General features: G+C 37.8%; 27 protein-coding genes. 1 reads left to right on the top strand and 26 read right to left on the bottom strand.

Annotation, left to right across the window (positions count from 1 at the left end):
* Positions 1-211 precede the first annotated feature (211 nt).
* The 25 genes from spoIVB to ACTWPF_RS09330 form a co-directional block, all read right to left on the bottom strand.
* A complete protein-coding gene (spoIVB, locus tag ACTWPF_RS09450) occupies positions 212-1,504 on the bottom strand; it encodes a SpoIVB peptidase (RefSeq protein ID WP_036572685.1) in 1,293 nt (430 codons plus the stop codon).
* A 301-nt stretch (positions 1,505-1,805) separates the two neighbouring features.
* The gene (gene recN / locus ACTWPF_RS09445) at positions 1,806-3,524 is read right to left on the bottom strand and encodes a DNA repair protein RecN (protein WP_443149046.1); all 1,719 of its coding nucleotides are present in this window, start codon (positions 3,522-3,524) and stop codon (positions 1,806-1,808) included.
* Between the two features lie 33 nt (positions 3,525-3,557).
* A complete protein-coding gene (gene ahrC, locus ACTWPF_RS09440) occupies positions 3,558-4,007 on the bottom strand; it encodes a transcriptional regulator AhrC/ArgR (protein ID WP_036572680.1) in 450 nt (149 codons plus the stop codon).
* Between the two features lie 205 nt (positions 4,008-4,212).
* Positions 4,213-5,040 carry a TlyA family RNA methyltransferase gene (locus tag ACTWPF_RS09435; RefSeq protein ID WP_443149045.1) on the bottom strand — a complete coding sequence of 276 codons (828 nt, stop codon included), beginning with the start codon at positions 5,038-5,040 and terminating at the stop codon, positions 4,213-4,215.
* A complete protein-coding gene (locus ACTWPF_RS09430) occupies positions 5,037-5,645 on the bottom strand; it encodes a hypothetical protein (RefSeq protein ID WP_443149044.1) in 609 nt (202 codons plus the stop codon). The genes ACTWPF_RS09435 and ACTWPF_RS09430 overlap by 4 nt, the downstream gene beginning before the upstream one ends.
* A gap of 744 nt (positions 5,646-6,389) precedes the next feature.
* Positions 6,390-7,274 carry a polyprenyl synthetase family protein gene (locus ACTWPF_RS09425; RefSeq protein ID WP_443149250.1) on the bottom strand — a complete coding sequence of 295 codons (885 nt, stop codon included), beginning with the start codon at positions 7,272-7,274 and terminating at the stop codon, positions 6,390-6,392.
* Positions 7,274-7,507: an exodeoxyribonuclease VII small subunit gene (locus ACTWPF_RS09420; protein WP_036572668.1), complete on the bottom strand. Its 234-nt coding sequence runs from the start codon at positions 7,505-7,507 to the stop codon at positions 7,274-7,276. The genes ACTWPF_RS09425 and ACTWPF_RS09420 overlap by 1 nt, the downstream gene beginning before the upstream one ends.
* Positions 7,497-8,849 (bottom strand): exodeoxyribonuclease VII large subunit, encoded by a 1,353-nt coding sequence (gene xseA / locus ACTWPF_RS09415; RefSeq protein ID WP_443149043.1) that lies wholly within the window; start codon positions 8,847-8,849, stop codon positions 7,497-7,499. Before xseA ends, ACTWPF_RS09420 begins: the two co-directional genes overlap by 11 nt.
* A 2-nt stretch (positions 8,850-8,851) precedes the next feature.
* On the bottom strand, positions 8,852-9,700 hold the full coding sequence (gene folD, locus ACTWPF_RS09410; RefSeq protein ID WP_106896898.1) for a bifunctional methylenetetrahydrofolate dehydrogenase/methenyltetrahydrofolate cyclohydrolase FolD: 849 nt from the start codon (positions 9,698-9,700) through the stop codon (positions 8,852-8,854).
* 18 nt (positions 9,701-9,718) lie between these two features.
* Complete coding sequence (gene nusB / locus ACTWPF_RS09405) at positions 9,719-10,099, bottom strand: transcription antitermination factor NusB (RefSeq protein ID WP_443149042.1); 381 nt, start codon at positions 10,097-10,099, stop codon at positions 9,719-9,721.
* 174 nt (positions 10,100-10,273) lie between these two features.
* Complete coding sequence (locus ACTWPF_RS09400) at positions 10,274-10,672, bottom strand: Asp23/Gls24 family envelope stress response protein (protein WP_238018905.1); 399 nt, start codon at positions 10,670-10,672, stop codon at positions 10,274-10,276.
* A 31-nt stretch (positions 10,673-10,703) separates the two neighbouring features.
* Positions 10,704-12,062, bottom strand: a complete 1,359-nt coding sequence (gene accC, locus ACTWPF_RS09395; RefSeq protein ID WP_106896901.1) for an acetyl-CoA carboxylase biotin carboxylase subunit — start codon at positions 12,060-12,062, stop codon at positions 10,704-10,706.
* Positions 12,063-12,075: 13 nt separating this feature from the next.
* Positions 12,076-12,573: an acetyl-CoA carboxylase biotin carboxyl carrier protein gene (gene accB, locus ACTWPF_RS09390; RefSeq protein WP_106896902.1), complete on the bottom strand. Its 498-nt coding sequence runs from the start codon at positions 12,571-12,573 to the stop codon at positions 12,076-12,078.
* Positions 12,574-12,736: 163 nt separating this feature from the next.
* Positions 12,737-13,324 carry a hypothetical protein gene (locus tag ACTWPF_RS09385; protein WP_443149041.1) on the bottom strand — a complete coding sequence of 196 codons (588 nt, stop codon included), beginning with the start codon at positions 13,322-13,324 and terminating at the stop codon, positions 12,737-12,739.
* 249 nt (positions 13,325-13,573) lie between these two features.
* On the bottom strand, positions 13,574-14,161 hold the full coding sequence (locus tag ACTWPF_RS09380) for a SpoIIIAH-like family protein (protein ID WP_106896904.1): 588 nt from the start codon (positions 14,159-14,161) through the stop codon (positions 13,574-13,576).
* A 15-nt stretch (positions 14,162-14,176) separates the two neighbouring features.
* The gene (spoIIIAG, locus tag ACTWPF_RS09375; protein ID WP_106896905.1) at positions 14,177-14,806 is read right to left on the bottom strand and encodes a stage III sporulation protein AG; all 630 of its coding nucleotides are present in this window, start codon (positions 14,804-14,806) and stop codon (positions 14,177-14,179) included.
* Entirely contained in the window at positions 14,803-15,429 is a 627-nt protein-coding gene (gene spoIIIAF, locus ACTWPF_RS09370) for a stage III sporulation protein AF (protein WP_106896906.1), read from the bottom strand. The genes spoIIIAG and spoIIIAF overlap by 4 nt, the downstream gene beginning before the upstream one ends.
* An 11-nt stretch (positions 15,430-15,440) precedes the next feature.
* Positions 15,441-16,622: a stage III sporulation protein AE gene (gene spoIIIAE, locus ACTWPF_RS09365; RefSeq protein WP_106896907.1), complete on the bottom strand. Its 1,182-nt coding sequence runs from the start codon at positions 16,620-16,622 to the stop codon at positions 15,441-15,443.
* 40 nt (positions 16,623-16,662) lie between these two features.
* A complete protein-coding gene (gene spoIIIAD, locus ACTWPF_RS09360) occupies positions 16,663-17,055 on the bottom strand; it encodes a stage III sporulation protein AD (RefSeq protein ID WP_106896908.1) in 393 nt (130 codons plus the stop codon).
* A gap of 6 nt (positions 17,056-17,061) precedes the next feature.
* Entirely contained in the window at positions 17,062-17,268 is a 207-nt protein-coding gene (gene spoIIIAC / locus ACTWPF_RS09355; protein WP_036572644.1) for a stage III sporulation protein AC, read from the bottom strand.
* 121 nt (positions 17,269-17,389) lie between these two features.
* A complete protein-coding gene (gene spoIIIAB / locus ACTWPF_RS09350) occupies positions 17,390-17,902 on the bottom strand; it encodes a stage III sporulation protein SpoIIIAB (protein WP_106896909.1) in 513 nt (170 codons plus the stop codon).
* On the bottom strand, positions 17,847-18,824 hold the full coding sequence (gene spoIIIAA / locus ACTWPF_RS09345; RefSeq protein WP_238018898.1) for a stage III sporulation protein AA: 978 nt from the start codon (positions 18,822-18,824) through the stop codon (positions 17,847-17,849). The genes spoIIIAB and spoIIIAA overlap by 56 nt, the downstream gene beginning before the upstream one ends.
* A 226-nt stretch (positions 18,825-19,050) precedes the next feature.
* Positions 19,051-19,608, bottom strand: a complete 558-nt coding sequence (efp, locus tag ACTWPF_RS09340; RefSeq protein WP_106896911.1) for an elongation factor P — start codon at positions 19,606-19,608, stop codon at positions 19,051-19,053.
* A 31-nt stretch (positions 19,609-19,639) separates the two neighbouring features.
* Positions 19,640-20,701: a M24 family metallopeptidase gene (locus ACTWPF_RS09335; protein WP_443149040.1), complete on the bottom strand. Its 1,062-nt coding sequence runs from the start codon at positions 20,699-20,701 to the stop codon at positions 19,640-19,642.
* Positions 20,702-20,819: 118 nt separating this feature from the next.
* Complete coding sequence (locus tag ACTWPF_RS09330; RefSeq protein ID WP_238018894.1) at positions 20,820-21,347, bottom strand: YqhR family membrane protein; 528 nt, start codon at positions 21,345-21,347, stop codon at positions 20,820-20,822.
* 259 nt (positions 21,348-21,606) lie between these two features.
* Between ACTWPF_RS09330 and ACTWPF_RS09325 the strand changes: the two genes are divergently transcribed.
* On the top strand, positions 21,607-21,987 hold the full coding sequence (locus tag ACTWPF_RS09325) for an SA1362 family protein (RefSeq protein ID WP_443149039.1): 381 nt from the start codon (positions 21,607-21,609) through the stop codon (positions 21,985-21,987).
* A gap of 12 nt (positions 21,988-21,999) precedes the next feature.
* Here the strand turns inward: ACTWPF_RS09325 and ACTWPF_RS09320 are convergent, their stop codons facing one another.
* On the bottom strand, positions 22,000-22,890 hold the full coding sequence (locus ACTWPF_RS09320; protein ID WP_443149038.1) for a patatin-like phospholipase family protein: 891 nt from the start codon (positions 22,888-22,890) through the stop codon (positions 22,000-22,002).
* Positions 22,891-22,955: the final 65 nt, after the last annotated feature.

Genomic DNA, 22,955 nt, shown 5'->3' with positions numbered 1-22,955 from the left:
TATATCCTTTATTTATTTAAAAAACTTTGGCTTTTTTTGCAAATACTAAAAATATCAACGTTTTACTACGATTTACGATATTATTCGATAAATATATACATGATTTGTCGAATAATATTTACATTGTAAGTATAACATAATTTGGCGTTTTGTTTTCTGTTAATTACAAAAAAAGTGACTTGGATGGAAAATATCCATACAAGTCACTACTTTAACCCGCTTTTTGCTCTTCTCTTGTTTGCTTATATATATTAACCCCAGCATCTTGAAGCATCCATTCAATATGAACCCCATATCCTGATGTAGGATCATTGACAAAAACGTGTGTCACGGCCCCAATTATCTTACCATCTTGTATGATAGGACTACCACTCATGCCCTGAACAATCCCTCCTGTCTTTTTCAGGAGCTCCTTATCTGTAACCTGAATGACCATTCCTTTTGTTGCCGGGAATTTTTGAGGAACAGAGCTTACTACCTCAATATCAAATTCCTCCACTTTTTCATCCTCAAGTACGGTTAGTATCTTTGCTGGTCCTTCTTTTACTTCATGGGATAAAGCTACTGGCAAAGGTTTGTCATTTTTACCATTTTTAATGGTCTCTTCCAACTTACCAAATATGCCAAACGGTGTATTTTTTGTGATGGATCCAATTTGGTTTTCCTTCACAGAAAACCTTGCTTGTTTTTCCCCGGGGACGCCATTATTTCCTTTTTCTATGGCCGTAACAGTCGATTTCACAATGGTACCGTCGTGTATCTCAATAGGTTTTTTCGTATCCATATCTGATATAACATGCCCTAAAGCACCGTATTTCTTCGATTTGGGTTCATAAAACGTCATCGTACCAATTCCGGCAGCCGAGTCCCTGATATATAGACCGATTTTATAATCTTCTTCCTTATCGTCTAACACCGGAGTCAGTTTCGTATCAATTATTTCCTTGCCCCTTTTTATTTTTACATCCAATGACTTATTTTGTTGACCAGCTTTTTCTACAAATGGTCTTACTTCCTTCATTTCTTTGATCGGTTTACCATCAATCTCCAACAAAATATCGCCAACCTTAATTTTTGCTTCTTCACCTGGAGATAGCGACTTATCTGCAACATTTACCAAGTGATGCCCAACAACCAATACACCTTGTGTGTGTAGTTGTACCCCAATGGATTGCCCTCCTGGAATTACTTTCATATCATCTAAGACAGATACATCAACTTTTTTTATTGGCAAGCCTGCAACTTCATACATAAGTTGACTATTTCCAGAATCCTTCGTTTCAAAAACAGAACTATCTACGGCCTGTACAGCTTGACTGCTTGAGGCAATGTGCGATTTTTCTCCTAAATTTGGCAGTTCAATCGGTGACTCGTTATGAAAAGTAACAATTTCATCTGGAATGGATAGGTACTGCTTTACAGGGGATATAAAGGGTATGGATAATACGAAAGCAAACAATATCGAACCAACCCATAATCGTATTTTATTTTCTTGTGGTTTCAAGTTTCCATTCACTCTCCTCGTTCCTAACCCATACCAACTTATTTATTTCTGTACTTCTAATTTGACCGAACAAGACCTGTTTTAAACTGGTGAAACCTAAGCAAGATGTGTAACATTTCCTTTTTTATCACCGTTAATTTTGGTATAACCTTTTATAAAGGAGCTTTTCTCGTATGTATTCACAACAGGTTGGAAGAAATTTGCATATGTATCAAACCGCAGTAGTTCCGAAGGCTTAATTAAAGCAAAATAAAAAAGCCAGTTATTATAGCATCTGACTTTTTAAGAAAAAATATCCTTTTTATTTGGATTTAAATGTAAGAGCCATGTCAAGTAATTCCTTTGCATGATCCTTGGCAGTTTCAGTAAGCTTTGTGCCAGTAATCATCCTACTCAATTCCACCACTTGTTGATCAGTCGTCAATTCTTCAACTTTTGTAGCAGTACGGTTATTACTCTCAGCTTTTTCAATGAGTTTATGGGTATCAGCCATGGCTGCTACCTGTGGCAAGTGAGTAATACATAACACCTGAGAATTACTTGATATTTGATAAATCTTCTCTGCAATAGATTGAGCTACACGTCCACTTACTCCAGTATCGACTTCATCAAATATAACGCTAGTTACACCCTGATGCTTGGCAAAGATTTTTTTTAGCGCCAGCATAATCCGTGATAATTCACCACCTGATGCTACTTTATGAAGATCTTTCAACGGCTCGCCTGCATTTGTAGAAATTAAAAAGCGCACTCTATCAAAGCCATTCTTATGCAACTTTTGCTTTTGCTCATCGAGTCCCGCTTCATCTTGATTCATTTGTTGGAATGATATTGAAAATGTCGACTTCTCTAAATAAAGATCTTTTAACTCGTTCTTAATCTCTTCCATTAATGCATTCGCGTTTTTTACTCGTATATCATGCAACTGTTTGGCCTCAAGAAATGCATCCTTCCTAACGTCCTCTATTTGTTCAGAAAGTTTAGCAAGGTGGGAATCTTTATTGGTTATCTCTTCAATTTCTTCTTCTATCTTCGCCATATAATGAAGAATATCATTAACAGTAGGTCCGTATTTCTTCTTTAATCTGTTGATTTCATTTAATCTGGACTCTACTTCATTTAGCCTTTCCGGATTATATTGTTGTGATTCACTATAGTTCCTCAAAGAATAGGTTAATTCCTCCAGGGCATAATAATGATTGGAAATTTCCTCAGCTTTATCACTAATAAACGAATCAAAATTACTGCTTACATCTAACGCCGTACGGGCAGTGTTCACCCATTCAAGTCCTTTTTGTTCTCCATATAAAGCATTGTAAGCATCTTGCAAAGCGGTATAAATTTTTTCGAAGTTAGCTAAAGACATTCGTTCTTCTTCAAGCGTCGTATCTTCATTTGGTTCCAAGTTTGCCTGTTCTAGCTCCTGGAGCTGGAACTCCAGTAAATCTAAACGGTGGGCCATTTCTTGTTCATTTTCACTTAGTTCTTTATACCTTGTCTTTAGACTACTAAGACGTTCATAAAGGTAGCTGTATTCTTTCTTTGTAGGTTTCATTGCTTCCGGATCATAAAGATCAAGCAATTCTAAGTGGCTTTCAGGGTCCATTAAAGACTGTGTTTCATGCTGACTGTGAATATCGATTAAGGTTTTGCCAAATTCACGCAGAATCCCTAAAGTCACAAGCTTGCTATTGACCCGACATATACTTTTACCGTTCGAGGTTATGGTCCGTTGAAGAACGACTTGTTCATCAGATATCTCAATACCAAAATCCCTGCCCACTTGATAAATGGGGTGCTCTTTTCGATCTAGAGTAAACAAACCTTCGATCTCAGCTTTTTTGGCTCCATGGCGAACAAATTCAACAGATCCTCTGCCACCTGCTAATAATTGAACTGCATCAATTATAATAGACTTACCAGCACCAGTTTCTCCTGTCAGCACAGTTAACCCCTCATTAAATGTTATGGATATTTGATCAATAATTGCAAAATCCCGAATAGATAATTCTGTTAACATATATAACATTCATCTCCATTTTAGAAAAAATCATTAGAGCATCGTTAAAAATCGTTCTTTAATTAGTGCTGCGTTCTCCTCTGTTCTGCAAATAATTAGGCATGTATCATCACCACAGATTGTTCCCATAATTTCTTCCCAATCTAGATTATCAATTAATGCGCCAACTGCTTGTGCATTTCCTGGTAGTGTTTTAAGGATAATCAGATGACTCGCATGTTCTATTTTCACAAAAGCATCCATGACGAGCCTTTTTAGCTTGTCTAGTGGGTTAAATCGTTGATCTGCAGGAAGACTGTACTTATATTTTCCGTTGGATGCAGGAACCTTTACTAGATGGAGTTCTTTTATATCACGTGAAACCGTTGCTTGGGTGACTTTATAGTCTAATCTCTTTAGCCGATCAACCAGGTCATCCTGTGTTTCGATTTCATTTTCTGTTATTAACTCACGTATTTTAATATGACGCTGTATTTTACTCATATAACACCTCTTCATTTTCTATAAAGTGAAACTTCAATCAGTGGAGGTTTTTGTTCATCTCCCACTGATTGTTAGTTGAACGAATCGGGGTGTTAGCGGCCGTTTACTCCCACTAAAAACTAACGGTTTCACTTCATGTTTCGAAGTGGGAGTTTTACGGACGCTTGCTCCGGGATAAACACAAACGGCCTACATCAGTAGCCCGTTATTTTACTTGTGATGTATGGAACTCATGGTGTGCATGCTCTACTATCTCTTCTATTTCGACATTAGACTCAGGAATTCCTTCCTTTTCTTTTCGCCAGCCAAAGTGCGCAAGAAATTCTATATTCCCATCTCCACCGGTAATAGGAGAATATGTAAGATCAATTAATTCATACTCTTCCTCTGTTGCAAAATGAATAATATCCTTTAATACCTGTTTATGAACTTTCTTGTCACGAACAATTCCCTTTTTCCCCACTTGTTCTCTTCCCGCTTCGAATTGCGGTTTAATTAACGCAATTACATCACTATTTTCTGCAAGCAATTGTCGCAGTACAGGTAAGATAAGTCTTAGCGAGATAAAGGAAACATCGATTGTAGCAAGATCAGGAGTACCTTCCTGAAGCATATCCTTGGTGACATATCTAAAATTTGTTCGTTCCATTACAACGACACGATTATCATTTCGTAGCTTCCAGTCAAGTTGATTGTAGCCAACATCGATTGCATAGCTTCGCTTCAACCCATTTTGTAAAGCACAATCAGTGAAACCACCTGTAGAAGAACCTACATCCACCATTATTTTATTTTTTACTGATATATCAAAATATTTCAAGGCCTTTTCAAGCTTTAGTCCACCTCTTCCGACATACGGAATAAGTTTACCTTTTACAGTAAGGGGGATAGCACTATCGACTTTCATACCAGGTTTGTCGAGGCGTTCCTGTTCCGAGTAAACCAATCCTGCCATTATGACTCGCTTTGCCTTTTCTCTAGATTCAATTAAATTTCGTTCAACTAGTAATATGTCTAATCTTGTTTTTGTCATCTTGTCTGTCCTTTATTACGTGTCTTATTTTTTGTAGTAGAAAACACAGTGATTTTTAATTTATTTTCCAGTAGGGATATTACTTTCCCAGCAAAAAAAATGATTCTTGTGGATGCATTAATCCCAAAATATTTCCCTAATGCTTTCCCACCTACAGTTAATGCAGCTACAATACTTGTTAAAACAACTGAAAGAATAATTTGCAGGGTAGAACCATCACCTTTACCAAACAGGTTGGCGATCTGTAAAACAACGATAGCTGTTGCCGTACCACTTACAATTCCGGAGATATCTCCGATCACGTCATTACAGAAGCTCGCGAATCTGTCAGCATTTCTTACGATCATAACTGCTTCCTTAGCTCCAGGTACCCTTTCTGCTGCCATGGCATGGAAAGGTGTTTCATCTGCTGCTGTTGCAGCAATCCCCATCATATCAAATAAAATACCGATGAGGACAATTAATAGGACAATGAACAATCCTACAAACCAAACTACCCCCCCTAAGATAGAGGAAGAGATAATTGAAAAAATAGCCGCTAGCACAAAAGTGATAACGGCAATGGTTAAGCTAAACTTCAAAGAACGCTTTATATTGGGATTCATTTCATACCTCGATTTATTGTTAAAATATGTAGTAAGGAATGGTCATTTAAAAGGTAAAAACTGTGGCTTAGGTCCAGTAGGTTTTCCCAGATGATTACCTCATGTTGCCATGTAGGCGGTTCCCCTTTAAAATCACCTTAGCATTGTCACCAATTGCTAGACTGGATTACCACTTAGTCCACACTATAATCCCTTTTAAAAGTCTTCGAACAGTCTAGGAGATTTCCTCAGCAGCCTTTAACCGTCCCCTAGCCTCTTTTGCAGTGCTGATTTCATAGAGATGAAAATAGTCAACCCATTGGCCATATGAGTTGCTACCTATGACTCTAATCCCCTCAAACACCACTCAAGGCAGGCTACGCTGCAAATATGATGTCCCTTACCATATTGTGCAGGTTCATACCCCATTCCATAATAGCTCCTAGGCTTAGTCGCTACTACAGAGATGGGCCTCCGCGGTAATCGGGTCAACGCCCACATGCCTTTGTGGATCGCCCAAAAACCTTAACTCCCAGCATAAACCCAAGGCTGGGCGCCTCAAGCCTACACAAGGAACTTCATCGATGTGCCCTTTGGCGAATTTTTAGGCCCGCCTTCAGAAACGGAAGACTGACTAGAATACTGCACCATTCCTTTTATAAAAATATTATAGCACAAACTCGCACGTATTTCATTTATTTAAGCAGTTTTCCAGTAAGATTTATACTGAAGCGATATTGCTGTACGGTTTATTATAAAAGGAAATTAATAATCACGATTGCTAAAATAATCGGTTAATTCCATAAGGGTCGAGCCTTCAGCTCCAGCAAGTTGCAACGCTTTTTTTGCTTCTATTACATAGTAGTCTTTTCTATTTTGAGCACCTTCAAGTCCTAGTAATTTTGGATAAGTACTCTTTTGATTTTCTTCATCACTTCCAACAGGCTTCCCTAATTTCTCTTGATCTCCTGTTACATCAAGAATATCATCCTGCACTTGGAAAATGAGACCAAGATAATATGCGAATTTTTCTAAAGCTGCAAGTTGTTTTTCGTTCGCACCAGCAATATATGCGCCCGCAAAGACAGCAAACCTTAACAATTCCCCTGTCTTTAATGTATGAATCCGTTCTAACTCTTCCAAAGAAACCGCACGATCTTCTGCTTCCATGTCAAGTAATTGTCCACCTACCATCCCAGTAGGACCACTTACTTGTGCAAGCATTCTGACTAAGCGAATTCTTTGTTCATCAGAGAGACCTGTATCAGTTCCCACAATTTCAAAACTGTATGTAAGAAGAGCGTCACCAGCTAAAATTGCTGTGGCTTCATTGAAGACTTTATGGTTCGTAGGTTTCCCTCTCCGAAAATCATCATTATCCATAGCTGGCAAATCATCGTGGATAAGGGAGTAGGTATGAATCATTTCAAGGGCAACAGCAGTTGGCAAGGCCTTCTCAAGTTTATCCGCATAAGCCTCGTAGCTTGCTAATAGTAGGATTGGTCTAAGTCTTTTCCCACCAGCTTCCACAGAATATAGCATTGATTCTTTAAGTACCTCAGGAATTGTTAGTTGATCAAGCTGGTTTATTAATTCTTTTTGAACCAGTTCCTTATTACGATCGATATATACACTTAAGTCCGTCAAAATCACTCTTCCCCCTCTACATGAAAAGGTTCTAAATCTCCTTGCTCATTCATAATAGTTGTCATCTTTTCTTGCACATTTTTTAATTTGTCATTACAAAGTTTAGAAAGCTTCATTCCATCCTGATAATAGGTGATGGCTCTTTCTAATGGGACATCTCCCTCTTCTAATTTTTCAACTAGGCTTTCCAACTCCTTCATTGCCTCTTCAAATGAAAGTTCTTGTTTATCTGTCATTGCTCTCCTCCTCGATATCCTGTACCTGACAGTTTAATTTACCATCTGCTAGTGTTACTTCAATATAATCCTTTTTCTTAACATCTTTAACGGACTTAATTAGTTCACCCTTTGAACTGTATGGAAGGGCGAATCCTCTTTTCATTGTTTCTAACGGGTTAAGCAATGTCAATTTGTCAATTAGACTACTCCACTCGGTGGTTTTTCTCTGCAATATTTGCGACATATTAGCATTTTGCCGTTTTTTCATCTCAATAAGACGGTCACCTGCACGGTTAATTTTTTCATTTGGATGTTGGAGGGCAATGCGATTATGCAAATTCCGATAACGCTCTTGCAAGGTTCTAACCTGGTAGGATAGCCCTTTTGTTAAAGAGTCTACTGCAGTATCTAGTGCTTGCTCCTTTTGTTTAATAAGCTGTTCAGGATACCTGAAAGCATATGACTGTTTTAATTGCTTCAACTGTTTCTGGTGAATCGTTAGTAGTCTTTCTAGCTCTCTTTGTACCGTTTTTCTACTTTTCCTAATGCTTTCAAACAATTCATCCTGAGATTGTACGGCAATTTCTCCTGCTGCAGTTGGAGTGGGAGCACGTAAATCGGCAACAAAATCACTAATCGTTGTGTCAGTTTCATGACCAACCGCCGATATAATAGGGGTCTTTGACTTAAAAATAGCTTCTGCAACTATTTCTTCGTTAAAACACCAAAGTTCTTCAATTGATCCACCACCCCTCCCTACAATAAGTACATCAAAGGAGAGTCGATTATTCGCAGTATCTATTGCTTCCACTACTGACTTAGCTGCATTAGGCCCTTGGACCAAGACTGGTATAACGGTTAATGCGGCAATGGGATATCTTCTTTTAATTGTGGTGATAATATCCCTAACCGCTGCGCCTGTTGGTGATGTTATGATACCAATGTGTTCAGGGAAAAGTGGTAGAGTTTTTTTATATTCAGCGTTAAAGTAGCCTTGCTTGCTCAGCTTTTCTTTTAACTGCTCATAGGCAAGATATAATGCCCCTATTCCATCTGGTTCCATATCCTGTATGTAAAGCTGATATTGCCCGTGGGCTTCATAGACACTTATTTCGCCTTTGATTAGCACATTCATTCCATTTTCTGGCCTGAATTTTAAAGACCGATTATTGCCAGCAAACATGACAGACTGCATTCTTGCCTGCTCATCTTTAATAGTCATGTACATATGTCCACGACTATGCTGCTTGAAATTAGAAATCTCCCCTCTTAGCCATACATTTCTTAAGTGAGGATCTGTATCCATTTTACGCTTCAAATATCTAGTTAATGCAGTAACTGTTAAATACTTGTCTTTCACTTCTATGCCAGTCCTTTTGCGGCTTTAATCGTATTTTCAAGCAACATTGTGATCGTCATAGGACCAACTCCACGGGGAACAGGTGTAATGTAAGATGCTTTTTCTTTTGCTGCTTCAAAATCTACATCTCCTGTCAGGGATCCATCTTCCAATCGATTTATCCCTACATCGATCACGACAGCTCCTTCCTTAATATGCTCTGCACGTATGGCATTTACTTTGCCAACTGCCGCAATAAGGATGTCGGCTTGCTGCGTCAATTGCTGTAAATTGGATGTTCTTGAATGGCAATATGTAACAGTAGCATGTTCATTTAACAACAATTGACCTACTGGTTTTCCGACAATATTACTCCGTCCTACTACAACTGCATGCTTTCCAGCAATAGGAATGTTTTTTGATTTAAGCATTGTAATAATGCCGAACGGGGTGCATGGCAAGAATGCATCCTCACCAGTCATCATCCGGCCAATATTGATGGGATGAAAACCATCTACATCTTTTTCATAGGAAATTGTATCAATTACCTTTTGTTCCCGGATTTGTTTAGGAAGTGGTAATTGTACAAGAATACCGTGAACGGATGGGTCTTCATTAAGTATTTCAATTTGCTGCAGCAATTGTGCCTCAGTCGTGTCACTATCCATTTCGATTACATCCGAAAGGATCCCTGTCTCCTTACACGCTTTCTTTTTGCCGTTGACATAGCTTTTCGAAGCAGGATTGTCACCAACCAAAATAACGCTTAATTTGGGATAAATACCACGATCATTTAGCTCTGATACCTTCTGATTCATTTCCAGTCTCAATTCGTGTGCTAAGTCTTTTCCGCTTATTATTTCTGCAGCCATTGATTACTTCCCCTTTATTTATTTATTTATTTTAGATAATACACCGTTAATAAACTTACCAGATTTATCATCGCCGTAAGTATTAGCTAGTTCTACGGCTTCATTTATGGATACATTAACTGGAATGTCTTCGAGATACTTCATCTCAAATGCAGCAATTCGTATAATTGTCTTTTCTACAGAAGCGATCCGTTTTAGACTCCAGTTCTCTAGATTTTCGGAAATGGTCTTGTCCAATTCCGTTTTATGTGATGCTACTCCTTCAACGAGCAGTGTTAAAAAAGCATCATTCTCCTCTGATTCAAGAAACTCAGCGATAGCCTGTTTCGGTTCATTATCGTTAATGTCCAATTGGAAGAGTATTTGAAATGCTTTCTCCCTTGCTGCATGTCTATTCATTCTATATTAGCTCCTTTTATCCTTATCTCCTACAAATCATAACATGATTGAAATCCCAATGCTAGAATCAAACTAATAACCCACACGTCAAAAAGAGCTTACCACCACAGGACTAAGAAAAATTAAAAACAGGATCAGAAGAAGTTACTATCTGATCCTGTCTAAAGCATTTCCCTATTCTTCGGAATTGTCGTGCTCTTCTTTACCATCCATCTGAATGCCAACAACATGAATATTTATTTCATCAATTTCTAATGCTGTCATGTTCTTCAGTGTTTGACGTATGTTTGTCTGTAGATTTTGAGCAACCTGTGGAATGGAGACGCCAAAATGCAATATTACGTAGAGATCAATCAGTATGCCACTTTCTGTCAGCTCTACTTTGACACCCTTACTGTGTGCTTTTTTCCCGAAACGTTCTGCTACCCCGGATGCAAAGTTCCCACGCATTGCATATAATCCTTCGGTTTCGGCAGCTGCAATACCAGCGATTACTTCTATTACTTCAGGTGCAATTTCCACACCACCAAGGCTCGTATCATCACTCACATTTAACAAAGGCTGTTCACTCATCGTCTCACCACTCCTTTATTAATACTTTCTTCTATTCACCTTTTTCGAGGATCGGGTGATCTTCAAGAAACTTTGTATTAAAATCACCTTCGATGAAAATTTCATGTTCCATCAGTTGACGATGGAACGGGATTGTTGTATGAACTCCCTCGATAACAAATTCATCGAGTGCCCTTCTCATACGGTCAACCGCTTCTTTACGTGTTGCACCATATGTAATCAACTTAGCAACCATGGAATCATAATACGGTGGAATATAATAACCAGGGTATGCGGCAGAATCAACTCGAACACCTAGACCACCTGGTGTTAAATACATGTTAATTTCCCCAGCAGATGGCATGAAATTTTTAAATGGGTTTTCTGCATTGATCCTACACTCTAGTGCCCAACCGTTAAACTGGATGTCTTCTTGTTTGAAAGAGAGCTCTTCATTATTTGCAATTTTAATTTGCTCTTTAATCAAATCTACACCTGTAACTTGCTCTGTTACTGGATGCTCAACTTGAATCCGAGTGTTCATCTCCATAAAATAGAACTCATTTGATTTTCTGTCAAAGATATATTCAATGGTCCCTGCACCCTCATAATTAACCGCCTTAGCAGCTTGCACAGATGCTTCACCCATTTTTTGTCGTATTTCTTCTGTTAAGGCTGGAGATGGTGATTCTTCAACCAACTTTTGAAGACGTCGTTGTATTGTACAATCTCTTTCCCCTAAGTGTACAACATTCCCATGTCTGTCTGCCAACACTTGTATTTCCACATGACGAAAATCTTCAATATACTTCTCAAGATAAACACCAGGGTTTCCAAAAGCTGTTTCTGCTTCATTCTGGGTAATCTGGATTCCTTTAACTAACTCTTCCTCTGTACGTGCAACGCGAATCCCTTTACCGCCACCACCAGCAGTGGCTTTAATAATAATTGGGTAACCAATTTCCAAAGCTAATCCTTTCGCTTGCTCCTCATTTTCAATAATACCATTAGAACCCGGAACAATCGGAACATTTGCTTGTTTCATTGTTTCTCTTGCAACATCCTTAATCCCCATTTTTTGAATTGCTTCTGGGGTTGGTCCAACGAATGTAATATTACATGCTCTACAAATTTCTGCGAAATCGGCATTTTCTGCTAGAAAACCGTATCCTGGATGAATGGCGTCTACTTTAGTAGATGTAGCCACACTCATAATATTTGTAAAGTTAAGGTAACTGTCCTTCGATAAAGTTGGTCCAATACAATATGCTTCATCTGCCATTTGCACATGAAGTGCTTCTTTGTCTGCCTCAGAGTAAACAGCGATTGTTTCAATGCCCATTTCCTTACAAGCACGAATAATCCGAACAGCTATTTCTCCTCTATTAGCAATCAATAATCTTTTAATCACACCATACATCCCCTTACTTTGTGGTTACTCTAAACAACGGCTGTCCGTATTCAACTAGATCGCCATTATCTGCAAGAATTTCCACGATTTCTCCCTTTACTTCGGCTTCAATTTCATTAAATAATTTCATTGCTTCTACAATACACACAACAGTAGAAGGATCAATTTTACTGCCGTTTTTCACAAAAGGATCACTTTCAGGCGTAGGTGCCATGTAGAAAGTTCCCACCATTGGTGAAACAATCTCATAGTCATAATCCTTGCTTTCAGTTTCATTGTTTGATGTTTCTGCTTCTGTTGGTGCTTGGGTTTCTGTTGTATTAACAAGTTTTTCACTTTGTGTTGCGACTGGAGCTGATACATTAGGCACTGGCGCAGTCACTGCTGGGACACCAGTCTCATTATTTTTCTTCATTTTCACGGTAGTTCCGTTCGTTTCATACGAAAATTCATCAATAGATGATTCATCAATTAGTTTAATTATTTCACGTATTTCTTCTACCTTTAACATATTTACAGGCACCCTTTCATTTCTATAACTTTAATATTAGGTACTAATAACTCCTCTTAATATAGTACGATAAATGTATGGTAAACATCAAGATAATTTCACTATTGCACTCTCAGAACCATTATAGTTAATTTAGGGTTTGACTGAAAGAACACTTTTTTTACTATGCTTCTTGAGGCTTCAACGGCTCTTCTGCCACCTTCCCATACTCTATAAGAATCTCCGTAATCTTCTCTTTTGTTTCTTCAGATATCACAATGCAATAGGAACTAAATAGACGCCGATTGAAGACTAATTCATATCCTGCTTCGTTTACCTCTTTAGTATGGCCATAGAAACGATGGTCGATATCAATTGGTTTGAACTGGAAGGATTTTATGTCTTTCCAATGTACAAACCGCCCTCCAACCAAGAGACCGTCCTTTACAATAGAGAACATATTGAATAAATTATGCAAGTATAAAAGCGAAATAGTCGGAGTCAGAAGTAGTGGCCAGTTCTCAAGCGATACTGTATATATAAACAATGCCAGCATAAACAAAAGGAATACTCCATATATTATGATACCATTTTTCTGGTCCTTATAAGTTGGCCGGGCTACTGGCCTTACAGGATGTCTTCTGATCGCCATAATATCCTTCTCCTCAACTGGGAAAATGGCTTTCTTTCTCATCTTCACTAAAACTTGAATGTACCGCATAATATGGTAAGCAATAAGTATTAGAAATAATACGATAACCGTGATTTTCAAACAAATCCCCCCTTTCTAAATAGCCTTTTTTCATAAATTACATTTATTATTCTTCATTACTTAGGTGAAACAAACTATTGTGGATTACTTCTAACTATAAGTATAAACGATCTTTGGAAGAAACTGGAGTACTATGTAGTATATTTTCAGAAAAGATTTTTTTGTCTAACTACTAACAGCGCTACAAAATTAAATTTCATTTCACGATACATAAAAAACCGAACACCCTAAAGTGTCCGGTTTTTCTTATTACTCTTCTTCACTGCTTGCTGGCTGATAATTTACATCTACAACCACATCTCTATCAAATTCATCCCTTACCATCTGCATAATGTTATTTGCCTCAGTCGGTGATAGTTCTTCAGCTCTTACATGCACGTGTACTTTATCATCCTCAGAGCGGACGAGAACATCTGGATATTCACCAGATTCTGCGATACTTCCTTCTAGAATTGTTTCTTTTGTTTCAACTTCTTCAATCACGTCAATCTCTTTTAGAGCTTCATCTTTTTCTTCAGGTGAACTTGAGCTTGAAGCCACAACATCCGTAAGTCGGTCCTTTGTTTTACTTCGTTGATCGGTGAGTTCCATTCTAATTGTTGTAAATAGTTCATTTTCCCCAAGATTTGAGATACTATCCACTTCTGTCTCATCTTGGTTGCCATTTGCTTCTCCCTCATCCTCAGTTGGATCAGTTGATGCTGCTTCTTCTGAATCATCTTGTCCATCATTTAGGTAAGCTAGATCTTCACTATCAGGTGAAGTCATGTAATACACACTCAACACAATCATGAGACTCAACATAGTTAGTAACCAAACAGTTTGCTTTTTTAACATTATTTCTTCCTCCCTTTAATTCTTTGGCATTACTGATACTCTATGTGTTGGAACATCAAGTACGCGAGATGTTGACTCTATTATCCAATTCTTTACCGAAGCGTGGTCTGCCCCTTTGGCGACTACAAAGACACCTCTTACTTCCGGTTTCTTTGTTTGGATAAGCAATGGGACTTCCCCTTCACCTTGCCTGACTAATACGGTTTGTGCTTCTTCTGTACTGTCCTGTACCTTTCTTGTGCCACCATTTTTGTCTGATTCATCTGTTGATTGCTGGCCATAAATAAGATTTTTTTCATAGACTTTAATTTTAGTTGATTCAAGATTGACCATTACCTCAGCCTCAGATACACCTTTTATATTGTTTAGCATGGATTCGAGATCTTTTTTATAGCTTTCTTCCAATTCGGATATGTCTGAAGTGGTCATGTCCTCATTTGATTTAACCTGTTTAGCAGTTTCTTCTGATTCTTCATCCAGGTGGTGTGTTATTTCTTGCTGCGGTGGTGTCTCGTCAGAAGAAGTAAATAAATTGCCTACAATGATTAACATCAGACCACCAAGTGCAAGAATAAGCATATAGCCTGTCTTTTTCGAAGTACCTTTGGCTCCATTTTTAAAAAGTTTATCCAGTAGTTGTTTCAAGATGCCCCTCCCTCCCAAATGATGGTCAGTTCTTTCTCTTGTAAATCCCAAACATCTCTTAACAGACTTACTATTTGTTTTTCTTCTTCTTCATTATCTTTTGTGACTGCTGGCTCTTCCGTGTTAATTACCACATCTTCAACTATACTCACTGCTCCCTCCCCATCTTCTTCTATTTCTCTTATACTAACAATGACCTCATCGAGAACTTCGAATGATATTTCATCCTCCTGAGAAAACAAGAAGCTTATATCTGTAATCTCGACCTGATAGTCCTCCAGTAATGGATCCTGTGCAAGATCCGTAAGTTGGACAGCCATTTGTTCTAAAATATATGCAGACTGAGATGTTTCTATTTCACTTTTTTGAAATTCGATTAAACTTTCTACATCTTCTCCCTCATTTCCCTGCTGTATCACCTGCTGAAATGAACGGTTTAACTGGCTTCCTATATCAATTTGAAATAAATAGAAAACAGGTTTTAAAAGGATCAAAATTAGAATTAATCCTACAATTAACTTGATATATTTCTTCATGGAGGTGGAGGGCATTAATAAATCTATTATGGTAGCTAGTAGTACAAATATAATAATTTGGGTAACCCATTGGATTAAAGCATCCATTTTTCATCATCCTATCGTAAAAGCAGCGTTAAATTACTAGCTATGACTATAATCACAATTGCTAATAGAAACATAAACGACACAGCCAGCATGCATGCTAGAATGTATACGATATATTTACTGATCGTATTGATACTTGAAATAACTGGTCCATCGCCTAGCGGCTGTAATATTGCTGCTGCAATTTTATAAATGAGCGCAATCGCAAATATTTTTAATGCAGGGAATAAAGCAATAAATATAATGAGTAGTAACCCGACTAACCCCACTGCATTTTTCAATAGTAAAGAGGCACTAAGAATGGTGTCCGCTGCGTCCGTAAATGTTCTGCCAATGACAGGAATAAAATTACCTGTAATAAATTTTGCAGTCTTCATCGCAACACCATCCTGAATTGCACTAGTGGCACCTTGGACGGACATAACCCCAAGAAATATCGTGAAAAAGACACCAAGAATCCCCAACCCTACTGTTTTGAACAGATTTGCGAGATGCGTTACTTTATAATTCTCACTAAGACTACTTACAATTAGTAGAAGCGCTGATAAAAATAAAAGCGGTAAAATAATAGTAGAGACGAGAATACCGCTAAAATTCACTAGAAAAATAATGATTGGATGGAAGAATGATACGGATACTATGTTCCCAAAAGTAGCCATTAAGCCAAGCATTAATGGAAGTAAGGCAATCATAAAGCTGCTCATTGTATCAATGGCTTCCTTAGCATAGGAAACAGCGAGATAAAAGCTGTTCAGTGCAATGAATATTAAAACAATATAGACTACAAAGTAGGCGATTTTACTTACAGAGCTCTTTTCAAAGGCATTATGCATTGTTTGCAGAAGCACCGAAAACAAGATAAGCATAATTAACAGACCTAGTAATTTACCGTTTATAATCAGTTCATGAAATAAAAATTCTAGTAACCCATTTATTGCATTTTTAATAGAAAGTTCACCGTTATCTTTAATAAACTCATATACACTCGTCTTCTCCAATTCTGGAAGGTAACCACCATATTCACTTACCAAGTCTGTCCAATAGCTCTGTACCTCTGTTAAGGAGACTTCTTCAAGTACCTTATCGCTAGGTTCTTCCCCACTAACTGTAGGCGATGCACTTACCGAGGCTTGTCCAAACAACAAACAGAAAAAAACGGTTAGGAATAGGATCGACTTCTTATTTGGCTTCATTCACTATAACTTCCCCCTTCAAAGGAATGGAGGGATTTGACTACGTTGTAGGTAGAAAACGTATAATGGCTTCGATTACAGCGCTAATAATCGGAACCGCAAGTAAAAGGATAAATATTTTCCCTGCCAGTTCAATTTTTGCAGCTACTGAACCTAACCCAGCATCCTTTGTAATCCCCGCCCCAAGTTCAGCAATATAAGCAATTCCTATTATTTTTAGAATGGTATCCATATACATACCTTCCACGTTCGCTTTTGTACCCAATGATTGAATCAGCTGAAAGATACTGCTAATCTGCTGGATAACCGAAAAGAAGATAATTATCCCGGTAATCAGGATGACAAAAAACGCCATGGAGCTGTTTATCTCTTTTAAAATGATATATAAAATGCTAGCAACGATACCAAGTGTTACAATTTGTACAATATCCATTAACGATTACCCTTGAAAGAGAAAGACTGATTTAATTTGCTGGAAAAGATCTGATAGTCCGTTAATAACCACAACGAGTACGATAATAAAACCTATCAGTGTAGCAAATTGAGCAATTTCCTCTTTCCCCATCTGTTTTAAAATGGTATGAATAAGCGCCACAATAATGCCAATGCCAGCTATCTGAAATAGAATGGATGCATCTGTAAACATGGACTGGCTCCTTTCACTAATAATGCGTGTCCATAAAGGTGGATTATGTTTCTCCTATGTTGTTTGGAAAATATTACATCAAACACACGGTACTCATTAATTCAGGGCTTCGTGCATTTCCTTATAAAAGAAGTAAAACAACAAACAGTCCGCACAAAACGCCGAGACTTTTCGCCATCTTGCCGTATTTCATATGGTGATCCCTTGCTTCTTCTAATTCGCGTTCTAGGTGACTAAGCGTGAGTTGAATATGCTTTTGTTGTTGGTGAAAATCATGCTGTCCCAGGGTTCTTCCAAATTGCTTAATAATTTCTTGTTCATTACGGCCTAAACTTGAGTACTTCATCAGCCCATCAACTGATTGTTCCCATACAGAAAATAGGTCGCGCTTATCGTGCTGTAGTTCGTAATATAAGGTGTCAAAAAACTTGCTAGTTGGTTGAGGTGTTTGTTTGGCAATTACCAAAAAAGCCTCATTTAGTGGAAGCTGACTATACAAGATCTCAGCCTCAAGTATTTGCAATGCATTCTTTAGTTGCCTTATTTGCTTTGGTCTATTAGAGAGTCTGCTACTCCACTCAAATCCTACCCACGTGCTCGTTATGACGAAAAGAAGTGCCCCAATCCATTGCATGTGGCCTGTCCTCCGTTACCTCTGAAATGATCTCACCATACTCGTTATAAACTTTGCTAATATGCCCAGGAATTTGTTTCCTGTCCAATAAAATAAACCGTTGAAAAACGTGTTGCTCAAAAAGATTGTGCAAAGATGGTCGTTTTTTTAGTTCATCAAGGCTTTTTCCATGGATGGAACTAATAATAATAACACCAGCATTTATCGCTTCTAGTAATGCTTGTACATCTTTTTTGCTACCAATTTCGTCGACGACTAAGACTTCTGGAGACATGGAGCGTATCATCATCATCATTCCTTCTGCTTTCGGACAGGCATCCATGACATCAGCTCTAGTACCTATATTATGTTGTGGTACTCCTTTTATTGAGCCGGCAATCTCGGAGCGCTCATCGACAATTCCAACTTTCCTTGCCGAAATGTTCTTCCAACCTGAAGCTATTTGCCTTGCAGTATCACGGAGAAGTGTCGTTTTTCCTGTTTGCGGAGGACCAACGAATAATGTATTAAGATAGTCTTGGTGGTAAAGAGAAGGCATAATTTTATCTGCACAGCCAATTCTTTCCTTTGCTACACGAATATTTAAGAACGTTATATGCTGAATCGCTTTTACTGCTCCTTGCATTGTATTAACTTTCCCAGCAATTCCTATTCTGTGTCCGCCCTCAATTGTAATATAGCCTTCACGTAGTTCATCTTCCATTCGATATAAAGAGAACTCACTAAGTTGATTTACCATATAGGTAAAATCCTGTTTTGTTAGCGTGATCGCTGTATCCCATTCGTTCCTCGTGTTTAGGATAATTTCTAGCTGCTTATTCAGTCGACATCGTATTTCCTGAAGTTCATTCCACCTACCAGCAATATGCTTTTGAAGGGGCACTTGCAATCCTTCTGGAAACAACCGGATTATTTCTTCCATATAAAACTTCCTCACTTTGATTGATAGCTTATTACTAAATGTATGATGAAGTTAAGCGTTTATGACTTAGAAAGTAGCTCAGCTTCCAGTAAGTCTATTTAAGCGAAAACCAAGTCTTACTATGCTGGATATTTGCGCATAATTATATCCTTTATTACATAAAAAAAAGAGGCTGTACCAAAATGAATTGGTACAGCCTCTTTTTTATTTCTTCATGCTTTGAAATTTATGCTCTTGATACATATTTTCCATCAGAGGTGTTAATAACAAGCACGTCTCCCTGATTAATGAAAAATGGAACTTGTACAGAATGGCCTGTCTCTAGTTTTGCTGGTTTAGATCCACCACTTGCTGTATCGCCTTTTATCCCTGGCTCTGTTTCAATAACTTCTAACTCTACGTTATTTGGAAGGTCTACTCCTAATATTTCGCCATCATAAGTAATGATATGAACTTCCATATTCTCTTTGATGAACTTCAATTCATATTGAATTTGATCTGTTGTTAGCTCAATTTGTTCATACGAGGTTGAATCCATAAATGCATGAGCATCACCTGAAGCATAAAGATATTGCATCTTTCTATTTTCAATATGAGCCTTACTTACTTTCTCTCCGCCGCGGAATGTTTTTTCCTGAATATTCCCATTACGGAGATTACGTAGTTTAGATCTAACAAAGGCTGCTCCTTTACCAGGCTTTACGTGTTGGAACTCCAAAACCTGCCATATACCATTATCAACTTCAATTGTTAGTCCTGTTTTAAAATCATTTACTGAAATCATACCTATTTTTCCTCCTCATCGAAAGCTCAACTTATAAATGTATTAATTCTTTTGATGCATGTGTGAGGCGTTCATTGCCCGTCTCGGTTACAATAATATCATCTTCAATCCTGCATCCGCCAACTTCTGGAATATAAATTCCTGGTTCAACCGTTACTACCATGCCGGCTTCTAGCTTCTTATCACTTCTAAAGGATAATCCAGGACCTTCATGTACTTCTAGACCAAGACCATGACCTGTTGAATGGCCAAAATAGTCTCCATAGCCTTTTTCTGTAATATAATCCCGTGTCAGTGCGTCTGCTTCTTTACCCGTTATACCTGGCTTAACACCCGCTACACCAAGAAGCTGTGCCTCTAAGACTGTATTATAAATGGTAGTGAGTTCGTCACTGATTTCTCCAACTGCAAAGGTTCTTGTAATATCTGAACAATACCCTTCATACCATGCTCCGTAGTCAAGCGTTACCAACTCACCTGAGTTAATTTCTTTGTTTGAAGCCACGCCATGCGGTAATGCTGAACGAAGGCCAGATGCCACAATAATATCAAAGCTGGAAGAAACAGCCCCCTGCTTACGCATGAAAAATTCAAGTTCGTTCGAGACATCAATTTCCTTAACTCCAGGTTTAATAAAGGACTGTATATGTATAAAAGCATCATCCGCAATCTTAGCAGCCTTTTTCATTACTGCTAATTCGTCAGCTGTTTTAATAAGTCGCATCTCTTCAACAAGACCACTAATAGGCTTCATGTCAACATCAAATACTTTTTTATAATTTTCATATTGAGCAAAGGTTACATGATCCTTTTCAAAACCAAGATGTTTAATACCCATTTCCTTTAGCTGGTCACGTATTTCTTGTTCAATTAATTGTTTATGCTCTACAACTTGAAATTCCGTAGCTTGTTCAGTAGCCTGAGCAGTATAACGAAAATCTGTTATAAAACGTGCATGCTGTTTACTAATAAGTGCTACCCCGGCAGTTCCAGTAAATCCAGACACGTAGCGTCTGTTAATAGAACTAGTGATAAGAATTGCATCCAACTCATTTTTTTCTAACAATTCACGTAATTTTGTTAGCTTCCCCACTAAAAATCATCCCTTTCTCTATTACATTTCTATACGTAAAACGATGGATGACTTCAGTTTATCATAAACCTTCGTAATTAATAAGTATTTACGTTCATTTGCTCTGCAATTTAGCCTGCTATGCCTGTTTGTTATGTTCATTCTTCTCTTTCATTACTTTATCATGGTAATCATAAGATAATGAATATCCAATAAATGTTCCATATAACACATAGAGACAAATAGTAGTCACAATTGTTTCTTGATTAAATTCCTGAATGGGTTTAATATTAGTGAAAATTGGATCTAATATAAAAAACAAGATTCCCCATAAGATCACCCCATATACAGCTCCCATCCACATGGAGTTTATTTTCCTCATGAAAAGGTAATAGATAAATGCTACCAATACAGACAAACCACCTAAGATCATAATCGTGATTACGGTGCCAAGCCATCCATCAGTCCATGTAGCTGTTGTCCAGGAACGCAAAACGTATGATTTTGGTGCAACCTCTGTAAAGTTAAAGTAAGCTAAAATTGTAGCAATAAGCCCCCAGAATACACCACCGACAAATCCGGTTACTGCGGACCGACTAAATAATGTTAAAGGCTCTTCTCTTTTATTTTGGTCTAATTTTTGGTCTAATTGTTTCTTATCGCTCATTTGATCACCTCGCTTAATATTATGACCAATATAAGAATTTGCAATCCAAAATAATGTGATGTTTTCTTTCTGAGTAACTGGTTTTTAGCGACAAAATCAAGTAAAATAAAAACAAACCATTCTAGTAAAACTGAATACTTTTAAGTGTTATAGGAAATAATAAAGAATAAGAGCATATAGAAAATAGGCTTTTGGTTTAAATAGTGCGATAACCTCGTAAAGAAAGAATTGGAATTAATTTCAGAATGGAGGAAAAACAATGCAACGGAATAAAATCTCCATATTTATTTATCTCATTATTGGATTAGCTGCTATCGGTTTAGTATCTCAACTTTTGACAAATACAAGTGGGTTTTTTACTAACGTCTTTGTCATGATTGGTACGGGGATTGTTTTTTTTGGTGTTATTTATTTTCTATTCTTGCGTAAACGAACTACTTCGGATGACATGAAAAAATACAAGCAGGCAGTAAAACAATCGAAAGCAAAATACAAAGATAACCGGCCAGTCTACCACACACAGTCAAAGGGAACCAAATCAGCTTCAGCGCCGACTAGAAAAAAAGTATCAAAACGAGCTTCTCACCTAAGGGTAATTGAGGGAAATAAGCAGAAAAAAAATGACCGCGCTACTTTTTAAGTAGGGTCATTTTTATTTTGGCCATTTTTGTAAGAAAGCCTCAGCACTTTCCATTCCTATATTTATAAGGTTCTCCTTCGTTGCTTCATTAATAGATAAGTTAATTGCACCAATTCCTTCTACCGGAACAAAGATGATGTTTCTTTTTTGCGCTGTAGATATGTAACGTGTGTCGTGGGCCATTTTCATTGTGGCAAAAAGCGCCTGAAACATATCCAGTGCGTTTCGTATCCTTCTAGGCTCGGTATTTTCCACAGTCTCACTTAATTTAACACCGAGAATCGGTCTATCCTGTTTTCCTTTTTGGTTATCAAATATCCATAGAGGAAAGTTGCTTAACAGCCCACCATCCACGATAATACTTTTAGTATTACTTTTCCCGGGAAGCTTTTTAGGCATAAAAAAATAAGGAAATCCAGCGCTCATGCGGACAGCTTTTGCTACAGGAAAATGAAGTGGATTGATACCATAAACTCTTTCTAAGTCATCTGGTATAACGACAAGCTTACCTAGAGACAAATCACTTATCACTACTTTTAAATACCCTCTGGGGAGATCGTTAAATGTATAGATGTTTTTCTCAGCAAGCTGGCTATATAACCAGTTTTCTAATTTGTCGCCTTTGTTAATGCCAAGTTGAAAATAGAGAAAGACCCACTTACTAAATGGTAACCACTTTGTAATCAGAGGTGGATCAAGGAACATTTTAAGATCAAGTTCATCTAGCTTCAAACGAATATCATCGACATCAAATCCAGAAGCCAAAAAAGAAGCAATAATAGCGCCAGCCGATGTTCCAGCTACACGTTCAAGCTTCAATTCCTTACTTTTCAACACTTCTAAAACGCCAAGAAATGCATAGGCTTTTACACCGCCACCTGAAAAAACGCCATCGATTTTCATGACACCACTCCCTTATGCCTGACAAATGATGTTTATACATTTTTAAGCATAAGGATGGCATAATA

The organism is Oceanobacillus sp. M65 (assembly GCF_052246275.1).
In the GTDB taxonomy this organism is placed as follows: Bacteria; Bacillota; Bacilli; order Bacillales; family Amphibacillaceae; genus Oceanobacillus_B; species Oceanobacillus_B jordanicus.
This window is presented reverse-complemented; position numbering and strand designations above follow the sequence as displayed.